The sequence below is a fragment of the Thalassospira sp. MIT121401 genome, assembly GCF_047125595.1.
Classification (GTDB): domain Bacteria; phylum Pseudomonadota; class Alphaproteobacteria; order Rhodospirillales; family Thalassospiraceae; genus Thalassospira; species Thalassospira povalilytica.
Genome location: NZ_CP138926.1, coordinates 1,007,704 through 1,020,233 on the forward strand (window position 1 = coordinate 1,007,704; position 12,530 = coordinate 1,020,233).

General features: G+C 54.5%; 11 protein-coding genes and 2 riboswitches. Of the genes, 8 read left to right on the forward strand and 3 right to left on the reverse strand.

Going from position 1 to position 12,530, the window contains the following annotated elements; genetic code table 11:
* Nucleotides 1-98 precede the first annotated feature (98 nt).
* The 7 genes from SIB88_RS04480 to SIB88_RS04510 all read left to right on the forward strand — a co-directional run bounded on the left by SIB88_RS04480 (nt 99) and on the right by SIB88_RS04510 (nt 7,158).
* On the forward strand, nt 99-653 hold the full coding sequence (locus SIB88_RS04480; RefSeq protein ID WP_101245404.1) for a hypothetical protein: 555 nt from the start codon (nt 99-101) through the stop codon (nt 651-653).
* A gap of 90 nt (nt 654-743) precedes the next feature.
* Nucleotides 744-844, forward strand: a riboswitch (glycine riboswitch).
* A 3-nt stretch (nt 845-847) separates the two neighbouring features.
* A riboswitch (glycine riboswitch) is annotated at nt 848-957 on the forward strand.
* A 59-nt stretch (nt 958-1,016) separates the two neighbouring features.
* Nucleotides 1,017-2,129 (forward strand): glycine cleavage system aminomethyltransferase GcvT, encoded by a 1,113-nt coding sequence (gene gcvT / locus SIB88_RS04485; RefSeq protein ID WP_101245405.1) that lies wholly within the window; start codon nt 1,017-1,019, stop codon nt 2,127-2,129.
* A 69-nt stretch (nt 2,130-2,198) separates the two neighbouring features.
* Entirely contained in the window at nt 2,199-2,570 is a 372-nt protein-coding gene (gcvH, locus tag SIB88_RS04490; RefSeq protein WP_101245406.1) for a glycine cleavage system protein GcvH, read from the forward strand.
* Between the two features lie 2 nt (nt 2,571-2,572).
* Nucleotides 2,573-3,928 (forward strand): aminomethyl-transferring glycine dehydrogenase subunit GcvPA, encoded by a 1,356-nt coding sequence (gene gcvPA, locus SIB88_RS04495; protein WP_206926763.1) that lies wholly within the window; start codon nt 2,573-2,575, stop codon nt 3,926-3,928.
* Nucleotides 3,925-5,421, forward strand: a complete 1,497-nt coding sequence (gene gcvPB, locus SIB88_RS04500) for an aminomethyl-transferring glycine dehydrogenase subunit GcvPB (RefSeq protein WP_101245408.1) — start codon at nt 3,925-3,927, stop codon at nt 5,419-5,421. The genes gcvPA and gcvPB overlap by 4 nt, the downstream gene beginning before the upstream one ends.
* A 202-nt stretch (nt 5,422-5,623) precedes the next feature.
* Complete coding sequence (locus tag SIB88_RS04505) at nt 5,624-6,544, forward strand: protein phosphatase CheZ (RefSeq protein ID WP_412557453.1); 921 nt, start codon at nt 5,624-5,626, stop codon at nt 6,542-6,544.
* Nucleotides 6,545-6,753: 209 nt separating this feature from the next.
* Entirely contained in the window at nt 6,754-7,158 is a 405-nt protein-coding gene (locus SIB88_RS04510) for a hypothetical protein (protein WP_228194580.1), read from the forward strand.
* A gap of 101 nt (nt 7,159-7,259) precedes the next feature.
* Here SIB88_RS04510 and SIB88_RS04515 read toward each other — a convergent pair whose 3' ends face one another.
* Both SIB88_RS04515 and SIB88_RS04520 read right to left on the reverse strand, forming a co-directional pair.
* A complete protein-coding gene (locus tag SIB88_RS04515; protein WP_101245410.1) occupies nt 7,260-7,739 on the reverse strand; it encodes a peroxiredoxin in 480 nt (159 codons plus the stop codon).
* Nucleotides 7,740-7,907: 168 nt separating this feature from the next.
* A complete protein-coding gene (locus SIB88_RS04520; protein WP_412557454.1) occupies nt 7,908-10,121 on the reverse strand; it encodes a protein-disulfide reductase DsbD family protein in 2,214 nt (737 codons plus the stop codon).
* Nucleotides 10,122-10,470: 349 nt separating this feature from the next.
* Between SIB88_RS04520 and SIB88_RS04525 the strand changes: the two genes are divergently transcribed.
* Nucleotides 10,471-11,049 (forward strand): YqgE/AlgH family protein, encoded by a 579-nt coding sequence (locus tag SIB88_RS04525; RefSeq protein WP_101245412.1) that lies wholly within the window; start codon nt 10,471-10,473, stop codon nt 11,047-11,049.
* 111 nt (nt 11,050-11,160) lie between these two features.
* Here SIB88_RS04525 and SIB88_RS04530 read toward each other — a convergent pair whose 3' ends face one another.
* Nucleotides 11,161-11,976, reverse strand: a complete 816-nt coding sequence (locus tag SIB88_RS04530; RefSeq protein WP_170310067.1) for a hypothetical protein — start codon at nt 11,974-11,976, stop codon at nt 11,161-11,163.
* Nucleotides 11,977-12,530 lie beyond the last annotated feature (554 nt).

The window sequence follows — 12,530 nt, forward strand, 5'->3', positions numbered from 1 at the left end:
CGAAGCGGGTTGTGCGGCTTACGGCGAAAGAATAGACTGCGCCACGACAGTGCAGATCATGCATATGTCAGAAAACAGATGGTTTGATAGAGGCTTGGATGACGATCGGTAACGGACTGCGGCGCGTTTGTGCATTGGGGATGGTCTCGGTTGGGGGATTGCTTGCAGCATGCAGCAGTAACCCGTTTGAAGAGCAGCCTGTTCCGACCTGCCCGGCAGCCTATCTGCCAAAGGATACGGCAAAGCTTGTTCAGTTCGCTGGCAGTGGCAAGGATCTGACCGATGTGATCGTCGAGGCAGAATTCACCGGCTATCTTGGTGACTGTGGCTATGACCTTGATGACAAGACGCTTGATGTCATCATCAGCCCGATCATTACCGCCGAGCTGGGCCCGGCGGCACAGGGGCGTTCGGCATCATTCAAATATTTCGTCGCCCTTCGTGACCCCGATGGAAAGTTTGTTCAGAAATCGGTGTTTGATGTGACAATGCCGTTTGCGGACAATCTTAATATGGCGCGTTACCGTGACGAGCAGGTCACCCTGTCTGTTCCGCTAGATGATGTCTGGGCCGGTCCCGACTACGAGATTTATCTCGGATTCCAGCTAAGTGCTGATCAGCTCGACTATAATCGTCGTTTCGGTACAAACTGACAGCGGCGGGTTGAAAACCTGCCCGGGTGATTGCCCGAATTTTGGGGCTGGTCGACCGGGAACGAAATACGTATAAGGACGCATACCCAAGTGATCCCCGTGGGAGAGTGCCACGGTCCATAACGGATTGCGCGGACGCCGAAGGAGCAACCACCCCGGAAACTCTCAGGCAAACGGACCGCGGGGAGATGGGACTCTGGAAAGCAGGCGGCATCAATTTGAATTGCCGGTGACCGCCTCGCCGAAGATGTAAGCAGACCGTCGCGACAAGTCGGCTGTGATTCTTTCAGGCTCCAAGACAGAGGGGGAATGTGGTTGGCCATTGGTCGGCTATGTTTCGCAACGACTGTCCGGGAGACCTTGATGGCCGATCATCAGCCAGAACTGCTTAAAACCGCCCTTTATGACCTCCATGTGGAACTTGGCGCCAAAATGGTGCCATTCGCCGGATATGACATGCCGGTTCAATACCCGTTGGGAGTTAAGGGCGAACATCTTCATACGCGTGCCAAGGCCGGACTTTTTGATGTGTCCCACATGGGACAGGTTCGTCTGACCGGTGAAAACCGCGTCGCCGAACTTGAAAAACTGGTGCCTGGCGATATCGCGATCCTGAAACCGGGGCGCACCCGTTATTCGACCTTCACCCAGGACGATGGCACGATCCTTGACGATCTGATGATCACCAATGCCGGTGACAGCCTGTTTCTTGTGATCAATGCGGCGTGCAAGGATGACGATATTGTTCACATGCGTGCCAACCTTGGTGACGGCGTTTCCCTTGAAGAAATCGATGACCGTGCGCTGATGGCGCTTCAGGGGCCAGAGGCCGCCAATGTTCTGGCGCGCTTTGCCCCGGCTGTTGCCGATCTGAAATTCATGAGCTTTGCCGAAATTGATATTGCCGGCATTGCCTGCTTTGTCACGCGTTCGGGCTATACCGGCGAAGACGGCTATGAAATTTCCGTGCCCAATGATCGCGCTGAAGAACTTGCGCGCAAATTGCTGGCCGAGGAAGAAGTCGAGGCAATTGGTCTTGGTGCCCGTGACTCCCTGCGTCTGGAAGCAGGGCTTTGCCTTTATGGCAATGACATTGACACCACCACGACGCCGGTTGAGGCCGATCTGAACTGGATCATCAACAAGCGCCGCCGCGAAGAAGGCGGTTTCAAGGGCGCGGATGTCATTCTTGATCAGCTGGCAAACGGTGCGGATCGCAAACGTGTTGGCATCAAGCCCGAAGGCAAGGCGCCTGCACGCGAACATACCCAGATTTTGAACAGCGACGGCGAAGAGATCGGCGAAATCACATCAGGTGGTTTTGGCCCGACCGTCGATGGCCCGATTGCAATGGGCTATGTCGCAATTGAATTTTCCGAACCGGGCACCAAGGTCGATCTTATGGTGCGCGGCAAGGCCCGTCCGGCAGAGGTGGTTGAACTCCCGTTCGCACCGCATCGCTATTTCCGCGGCTGATTGCTGCAAATCTTGAGAATGTGCGGCGTGTGCCGCCTCGCAGACAACCGATCAACAGGGACAAAGATCATGGCTAAGAAATTCTCGCAGGAACATGAATGGATCGAGCTCGAAGACGGTATCGCAACCGTCGGCATCACCGATTACGCGCAGCAGTCGCTGGGCGATATCGTGTATGTCGAGCTTCCTGAAATCGGCAAGAAACTGACCAAGGACGGTGATGCAGCCGTTGTTGAATCGGTCAAGGCCGCAAGCGATGTTTATGCCCCGCTTGATGGTGAAGTTGTTGAAATCAACGAAGAACTTGATGCCAACCCGGCACTGGTGAACGAAGCACCGGAAACCGATGGCTGGTTCTTTAAAATGTCGCTGACTGATGAGTCCCAGCTTGATGAGCTGATGGATGAAGCAGCCTATAAAGACTTCGTCGAAGGTCTGTAAGTATGCGTTATCTTCCCCTGACACGTGCTGATCGCGCCGCGATGCTTGAAACCATCGGGGCGTCATCGGTTGATGAACTTTACAGTGACGTGCCCGAAGGCGCGTTGCTTGATGCGCCGGTTGACCTGCCGCATCATCTCGGTGAAATGCAGGTCGAACGCGACATGCAGGCACTGGCGGCTAAAAATATCGGTACTTCAAGTGCGCCAAGTTTCCTGGGTGCCGGTGCGTATCGCCACCATGTTCCTGCGACGGTTGACTATGTCATTCAGCGTGGTGAATTCCTGACGGCCTATACGCCCTATCAGCCGGAAATCGCACAGGGTACGTTGCAGTATCTGTTCGAATTCCAGACCCAGGTGGCATCGATCACCGGCATGGATGTGGCAAACGCATCGATGTGGGATGGCGCAACGTCCTGTGCCGAAGCCGTTCTGATGGCCTGCCGTGCAACCCGTCGCAAAAAGGCCGTTTTGTCGGGTGGTCTGCACCCGCATTACCGCGAAGTTACCGAAACCTATTGCCAGTATAGCGATACCGAAGTTGCCGGACGTGATGGCAACCCGGAACAGCAGGCAACCGTCGAAGAACTTGGCGAACTGATCGATGATCAGACCGCCTGTGTGGTTGTTCAGTATCCGGACGTTTTTGGCCGCATTCAGGACCACACCCGTCTTGCCGATCTTTGCCATGCCAAGGGCGCGCTTCTGGTTGTTGTCTTTACCGAAGCAGTTGCATTCGGTGCGATCAAATCACCGGGCAGCTTTGGCGCAGATATCGTTTGCGGCGAAGGTCAGTCGATCGGCAATGCCCTGAACTATGGCGGGCCGTATGTCGGTCTGTTCGCCACCACCCAGAAACTGGTCCGTCAGATGCCGGGTCGTCTTTGTGGTGAAACGGTTGATCAGGACGGCAAGCGTGGCTTTGTCCTGACCCTTTCGACCCGTGAACAGCATATCCGTCGTGAAAAGGCGACCTCGAACATCTGCACCAACTCCGGCCTGTGCTCGCTGGCATTCACGGTGCATATGAGCCTGCTTGGCGAAGACGGTTATCGCCGTCTGGCAACGTTGAACCATGAAAATGCCTGCAAGGCGGCAGACGCGATTGACGCGGTTCCGGGCGCATCGGTGGTCAATGACAGCTTCTTTAACGAATTCACCGTCAAGCTGACCAAGCCGGCGGCCGAGGTGGTCGAAGCACTGGTTGCCAAAGGCGTTCTGGGCGGTGTTCCGCTGTCGCGTCTTTATCCGAACCGTTCGGATCTTGATAACTACCTTCTGGTTGCGGTTACCGAAACCAATACCGACGAAGATATCGCAGCCCTTGCGGGCGCATTGAAGGAGGTGCTGGCATGACGTTCGCAACCCATACCGGCAACCGTGGACTTGTTCTGGAAGAAAAGCTGATCTTTGAACAGGGTCAGCCGGGCCGTACCGGTGTTGATCTTCCGGAACCCAAAGGAACCAAGTCGCGTCTTGGCGGTCTTGACCGTGACAGCAATGTCGGCCTTCCGGGCCTGTCCGAGCCGCAGGTAGTGCGTCACTTTACCCGCCTGTCGCAGAAAAACTTCGGTATTGATTCCGGCTTCTTCCCGCTGGGATCCTGCACCATGAAGCATAACCCGCGTCTGAACGAAAAAGTCGCGCGTTTGCCCGGTCTTTCCGACCTTCATCCGATGCAGCCCGAAAGCACCGTTCAGGGTGCCCTGGAACTGATCGACACCTGTGCGCACTGGTTGCTGGTTCTGACCGGCATGCCGGCGGTTTCCATGTCACCGGCTGCCGGTGCACAGGGTGAACTGTGTGGCATGATGGCAATCCGTGCCGCCCTTGATGCGCGCGGTGAAAACCGTCGTCGTGTTCTGGTGCCGGAATCCGCACACGGAACCAATCCGGCAACGGCTGCTGCCTGTGGCTTTACTGTGGACTCGATCCCGGCAACCGAAGATGGCCGTGTTGACTTGGCCGCATTCGAAGCCAAGCTTGGTGACGATGTGGCTGGCATCATGCTGACCAACCCGAATACCTGCGGTCTGTTTGAACGTGACGTTCGCAAGATTGCCGATCTGGTGCATGCAGCAGGCGGTTATTTCTATTGCGATGGTGCGAACTTCAACGCCATTGTCGGTCGTGTTCGCCCGGCCGATCTTGGCATTGATGCGATGCATATCAACCTGCACAAGACCTTCTCGACCCCGCATGGCGGCGGTGGACCGGGTTCCGGGCCGGTTGTGTTCTCCGAGGCATTGGCACCCTATGCGCCGATCCCCTATGTCGTGCGCAATGAAAACGGCTTCCATCTGGTTGAAACCGCAGACGAAAATGACGGCATGAAGCCGTTTGGCCGTCTGAAGGGTTTCCATGGTCAGATGGGCATGTTCATCCGTGCTTTGACCTATATGAAGAGTCACGGTGCAGATGGTCTGCGTCAGGCATCAGGTGATGCGGTTCTGAATGCCAACTATCTGCTCGCACGTCTCAAGGAAAAGCTCAGCGTGGCTTTCCCCGGCTATTGCATGCACGAAGCCCTGTTTGATGACAGCTTCCTTAAGGATACCGGTGTTTCGACACTGGATCTGGCCAAGGCGATCATCGACGAGGGGTTCCACCCGATGACCATGTATTTCCCGCTGGTTGTCCATGGGGCATTGCTGATTGAACCGACCGAAACCGAAACCAAGGAATCGATCGATCAGTTCTGTGATGCGGTGTTGTCACTGGTGGCAAAAGCCGAGTCGGGTGATGCCGAATTCTTCAAGAATGCGCCGTATCTGACCCCGCGTCGCCGTCTTGATGAAACGGCGGCTGCGCGTAAGCCTGTTTTGCGCTGGCAACCGGAAACGGCTTGATACACAACGCTACTACCTGCTTGAAAACACCCCGGCCAATCGCCGGGGTGTTCTTTTTCAAGGACTTGTACTTGAAACACATTGGACTTGTTGCAATCTGCACCCTTATACTTGTTCGAAAGGTAATGAACGACACCGTCAAACGGTGCGTTTGGGGATTTGGTGAATGGGCCTTGCCCGTTCTGGAGGTTTGAAGTCGATCATGTCGCGTCGTGTTCAGAAGGTGTTTACTGCAGAACGTCGGTTAAAAGAGCGAACAGGTGGGGTCGTTGAAGATTGGTCGGATTCCTTTTTCGATCCGACGCTTGAAAGCGGAATGGGTGCAGGCGACGCAATGTCGGCATCCCTGCCATCGCCAAAGCCGGCTGCGGAACCGTCTGAACTGACACAGGCTGTTCTCGATGAAATCCGCGCGCTGCGTGGGGAAGTATCGCAACTGCGTGAAGCAGTGGCGTCGGGCGGAACAATCAATGAAGATGCGGTTGCCGCAGCACCGGTGGCCTCAAATGATGCGCCGGTTGACGAACTTCCCGATCCGGTTTCAAGCAACTTCACCCACAGCAACCGTCCCGGCGCTTCCGAGCCCGACCGCGATGATCTGGAACTGATCCGGACCCAGATCGCAGAAATGAACGAACATATTCACAAGGCCAAGATCCAGATCGCGTCGCTACGCCATCCAAAGGCGTCTGATGACCGTCTGATCAGTGCAGCATCCGAACTTGATGCCATTGTCAAAGATACCGAAATGGCAACCCACACCATTCTGGAATCTGCCGAACAGATTGATGATCTGGCGATGACGCTGAAGAATTCCGCACCAAGCGAATTCGTGGCCGATCACGTTGAACAGATTGCCTTTATCGTTACCAAAATCTTTGAATCCTGTAACTTCCAGGACATCACCGGACAGCGCATCAACAAGGTTGTGCGCACACTCGAATTCGTCGAAGAACGCGTCCACAACATGATCCTGATCTGGGGCGAGGATGCATTTGCAGACCTTCCGGTTCCTGAAAGTTCTGAAAAGGACAATCCGGTCGAAGATGCCGATTTGTTGAATGGTCCGCAACTTGAGGGCGAAGGCATCAGTCAGGACGACATCGACAAATTGTTCGATTAGGGATGAATTTCTTGTTTTTATTCCTATATTTGCGGTAACAGACGTACACGATCCTTCCGAAGAAGAAGGTTGACGGCCGTGACTAAGGATCTGACGTCAACTAATCGTTTACATATGTTGGGATAGGTTTACACCTATAAGAATAAGAAGCGTTGTTGGGATGCGTGTAACACACGGTTGCACGCGTTTTGGCGTGCTTGGAGGTTGCTATGGGATTTTGGTCTCTTGGTGCTATTCGCCAGCCTAAGGCTCAGGATATCAAATGGCGAAAGAGCCCGCGCGGAGAATATTACCGCCTGTTCATGATCGACGACATCAAGGAGCTCGGTCTGGATGGTGTCGGCGGGGTTTATCTGTTGTGGCATGGCGGTCTGAAGCCATCATGGCTGGTTGCCGGCGCAACAGAGGATTTGGGGCACAGTTTTGCCGAACTGATGCGCGATCCGGACATTCGTGAATATGACGGCCGTGGTGGCGTCTTCATGAGCTGGTCGCCGATCAAGGGCAACTTCCGCGAGGGCGTTGTGCATTTCATTGCAAAACACACCAATCCGACCTTTGAATGTGATTACGACGAAAGCGAAGATCCGATCCCGGTTCTTTTGCCGCGCTAGTCGCGCGGGCATGATCGTCTGTCATATTGCATGAAAAAGAAAAGCTCCGCAGGTATCTGCGGAGCTTTCTCTGTTTTGGTGATCAGATCGACCGGATCGGATCAGAGTTTCTCAAGAACCGCTTCTGCGCTGGAAACTTCGAACACACCGGGTTCTTCAACAGCAAGATGGGTGACTTTGCCGTTATCGACGATCATGGCAAAGCGGTTGGCGCGTTTGCCAAGGCCACGACCGGTAAGATCAAGTTCAAGGCCGGTGGCATCAACAAATGACAGATCACCGTCCGACAGCATGGTGATGTTGTCGGCCTTTTCGCTTACCGACCATGCCTGAAGTACAAAGGCATCGTTCGACGCCAGGCAGGCGATTTCATCAACACCCTTTGCCTTGATCTCGTCAGCCTTGGCGACAAAGCCCGGCAGATGTTTTGCAGAACAGGTCGGGGTATAGGCGCCCGGCACTGCAAACAGGACCACTTTGCGGCCTGCGAAGAATTCCTTGGAATTGACAGCTTCGGGGCCGTCACTGGTCGCGCGGAACAGGGTAACGTCCGGGATCTCGTTGCCGACTGTGATGGTCATGGGTATCTCCGTTTGATGGCGCAATCCCGTTGACTGCGCGGTGGAACTCTTGGACCTGAATCAAACACCAAATTCGCAGGACATTCAATGCCATCGAACAGAGTTTTTAGGAACTTTGATTTAGGCCGATGCATGATGGCGTTCATGCATGGTCGCAAACAAATGTGATTACGCACCGCCATTTGCGATCTTGGCCCCGTCACCGGCCCCTGCCTTTTGCAGCGCATCCAGGACGGCATCAACGCTTAGCAACTCGGAAAGAAGAATGCCATCCGTTGCATCCGGACCAAATACCGCATTGAACGGAATGCCAAACCGGCCATAGGAGGCCAGATAATCCGCGATTTCCTGATCCGGGCGGGTCCAGTCAGCCTGCATCAACACCACATTGTCTGCACCAAGTGCCCGGGCAACTTCGGATGTTTCAAGCACCAGCTTCTTGTTGACCTGACAGGTCACGCACCATTCGGCAGTAACATCGACCAGAACCGTTTTGCCATTTGCAATCAATGCCGGAATGGTGTCAGGGGCAAATGCCTGCCATTCAAGCTGACCATTGCTGCGGGCCATGGTTGCCTGTTGCGGCGGTTTGGCAAATCCCGGGGCAAACAGCGCGACCAGAAATCCGGTCACTGAAAGTGCCGTAAAGGCAAAGCGCGGACGCAATTTTTCTGTGCGCGAACGTGCCCATACAAACAGACTGCCAGCAACAAGTCCGCCACCGACCGCAATGGCGCCGCCAAACCCGATCTGGACAGAAAGAATACCCAGAAGCCAGATGGCTGTTCCGATCAGCGCCAGACCCAGAACAATCTTGACCACATTCATCCAGCGTCCGGGTTTGGGCAGAAGGCGTGCAACACCGGGCCGGATCGCAATGGCAAGATAGGGCAAGGCAAGACCGACACCCAGCAGGGTGAAAATCAGAAAAATGTCAAACAGGCTGCCAGCCAGCGCAAAGCCGATTGCCGTTCCAAGAAATGGTGCCGAACACGGTGTTGCCAGCAAGGTGGCAAACATGCCGGTCAGGAAGTGGCTGCTCAGATGGCGGCCACGGCTTTGCTGGTCGGTAATGGCATCATTTGCCACGTTGCCAAGTTCGCTGGGACCGGAAATCTCAAACAGTCCCCACATATTCAGGGCAAACACCGCAAGGATGATTGTCATCACGGTCAGGAACAGTGGCTGCTGGAACTGAATGCCCCAGCCGATGGATCCCCCCGCCAGCTTGATCGCGACCAGGGCGGCGGCAATCAGCCAGAAAGATGTAATGATCCCAGCTGCACTGGCCAGGAATCCCGACCGGACATGCTTGGTATCCTCGGCCCGCATATTGATCACGGACATGACCTTGATCGACAGAACCGGCAACACACAGGGCATCACATTCAAAATAAGCCCACCCAAAAGGGCAAATATCGCGATCAGCCAGATACTGGTGGTGTCCGCCGATGATGCGGCTATCTGGGGCGATGCGGTCAAGGATTTGACGGTTCCAACCGTGACGGGTTGTTCAATAGACAGCGGCCCGGCAATCACGGTGACGGTCAGGGCGGCCTGATCAAGGGGCTGCCCGTCCGCAAGCCCGAAGACAGGTAGTTCGAAATATGACAGGCCCGATGATGATCCTGCTGGCTGCGAAACCGCTGCTGGCGTCCCGAACCCGGCGCGCAGATCGCTTTCAATCAGGATGTCATCAACCCTGACGTCGGCATCGGAAAGGCCCGAAATACCAAGACGCAAAACCGGCTGTTCAGATCCGCTTTGCGCTGTAATGCTGTTGACCGAGATCGGAAGATCCGTACCCCGCAACGGTACGCGCGAAACGAACTTTTCGATCTGATGGGCCTGATTGCTGGCAACGGACGCGCTGCTATCGGCTGCGGTCGCCGGAATGTCGAGATTGAAGTTCGCACTTGCCGGGATGCAGATGTCACTGCAAACCAGATAATCCACATTCAGCCGGACGGATACCGGCTGGTCCGGGTTGGGAATGGCAACATCAATCGGCAGAATGATCTGGTTTTTGTAGCCGAACGTTTCCAGCCCGAAGATCGAAAATCGGTGAGGGGCCGGCCACAGGATGGTGGCATCGCCAATATTTTCCGATCCGGTCCAGTCAAGTTGCGGCGGGAACCCGGCATCGCCGGCACTGCGCCAATAGATTTTCCAGTCCGGCTGCAATTCGAATTCCAGCCCCAGACGCAATGTGTCTGATCCGTTTGTGCGGGTTTGGGCACTGATCAGGCGAACCGATGCAAAATCCTCGTCGGTCCAGGCGGTGGTCATATCCTGTGCCGCATTGGCGGTGCCAAACGAACTGACGGTCAGGACCGTCACCGCAAAAAGAACTGTAAAACGAATGATCAGGTGGCGCAGCACGTCTTGGTCCTTGAATTGCCGATATTCGGTATCCCGAGATTGCACCGTCGATGTGGCGCAATATGGGCAGATATCTTTGACTTGAAGGCGTAATCCTCTGTGGCGATCAAATCAAGCCACGACTATGTGACCGGTTTATCATTCATGATCGGTCATTGCCCGAATTTGCGGGCTTTGGGCGATCAAAGTTTCGCGAAAAAGTTGGCGATCCGGCCTTTGCGTTCCTACATCTTCAATAGGTGGAAAGGGCTTTTGATATGCATATTATGTGGCCCTTTCCGGGGTTCTTGATGGTAATGGAACACCAATCGCGCTAGGCTTGATGAAACAGGACAGAAAGAGTTACGAGATGGCTGAGCGTATCGATACAGGCGAATATCTTGGTGGGAAGCTGCTGGTGGCGATGCCCGGCATGCGTGATCCGCGTTTTTCGCAAAGTGTTGTCTATATCTGCGCACACAACCAGGACGGGGCGATGGGGCTTGTCATCAACCGTGTGATTGACAGCATCACATTCCCCGAACTTCTTGAGCAGCTTGGCATTGCCCGGCCCGCGCCCACCATCGAAGACATTCAGGTCCATTTTGGCGGGCCGGTTGAAAGCAGCCGGGGCTTTGTCCTGCATTCCACCGATTTCTCGAACGAGGCAACCTTGCATGTCGATCCGGGCGTTTCGGTGACGGCAACGGTTGATATCCTTGAACAGATTGCCTTGGGCGAGGGCCCCAAAAGCCGCATTCTCGCACTTGGATATGCCGGTTGGCGCAGTGGCCAACTTGAAAGCGAAATCCTTGCCAACGGATGGCTTCATGTGGATGCCGACCCGGATCTTCTGTTTGATGTCGACTGCGAAGACAAATGGGAACAGGCCTTTTCCAAGCTGGGCTTTGCCCCCGAATTGCTGTCTGGCGAAGCCGGTCACGCCTGATCCTTTCCAATGCGCCAATCATGGCAGCAATCAGGGTGACCAAAGGGATCTCGCAAAAAAAAAGCCTGCCAGTTTGGCAGGCTTTGTTGTTTTTGTTTGCTCTGTCCCTGATCAGTCGAACAGGGCGTCGATTTCTTCCTGTGAGAAGATCTGATCGACTTCATCCTGGCTGACACGTTCGGCGTTTTGCGGTGCCTTGGTGACAGTCTTGTCAAGGTTATCGAGCCCTTTGGGATCGGCGGGCAGGTCAAATTCGCCGAAGTCGTCATCGCCCCAGATCTCGATCACGCGGTTCACGCGTTCCTCGATATATTTCATGGTATTGACGACCTTGGTAATGCGTTGGCCGGTCAGATCCTGGAAGTTACAGGATTCAAACACCTTGACCACCAGCTCCACGATGTCGTCTGCCAGACCCTGGGTATATTCATCCGGGGCAGCTGAGCGAATATTGTGGGCAACCGCATCGATTTTTTCGACGGTTTCAAGGATGTTTGCCGTTGCGTCCTCGGTTGCGGCAACGACCGAATCAAGTTCACCTTTCACGATATTGATACGCGTGCCGCTGCTGTCTTCGGGCGCGGTATAAAGGGCTGCGATTTCGCGTTTGGTTTCCTGGATCGAGTTGGCCAGTGCGCGAATTTCGGTTTTCAGAAGTCGCAATTCAGTTCGCGCATCTTCCTGTTCGCTGTCGGTCGGACGGGCATTGGCCTTTTTCTGCTCCTCGATCATGATGCGAATGTCGGCAAGCAGTTCAAGCTTGAGGTCCTCGATCGCGGTATGCAGCGATGAAACATCCGCGCTACCACCACCCTGGCCGTCCGTTGGCATCTCGGTCGGGAAAGCGACCATGTCGCTCATGTTCTCAAGCTTGTTGAGAAGCCGCATCTCGGCGGTAAAAAGTCTTTTGCTGCCTTGACGTGCCATTGGCGAACCTCTGTCTTTTATCTGTCGGCATCCGGTGAGCCGCGTTGCGAAGTGAATTACTACGGATGAGGGGCAGGATGCATACGTTTGGGTAGAATAGTCCGCAAAGCATATCACGCCAACCAAATTCATTTATCTGATATGCGACAATTTCCCTGTGTTTCAAGGTGTCTGACTGTGATTTCCGCACAGGAGCCATCATTGCCGGGTCAACGGGGCCGAATTGCGAATCGCGTTCCCAAACAGGCGCTTACCCGTTTGATCCGTCGTAATCTGGTGTCGCAAATGCAAACTTCAATATGACGTAGCGGCAGGATGGAACAAAACACCGCTTTTGGCATGGCAGCCGATCGCGCGGATGCTTTATCCATTGGTTGAAGGGATTTTAAACTGACTTTCTGATTATATTGCATGGCAGCAATTCACGGTCGCACAGATCATGTCTGACCGGAATGGCGGTTTTTCTATCTAAGGGTGGGTATTTTCGAACGTTTTTAGTGAAACCAGAGCGATAATTTGAGGTGTTATCAAATACATTTTTTGTGCATCGCAGC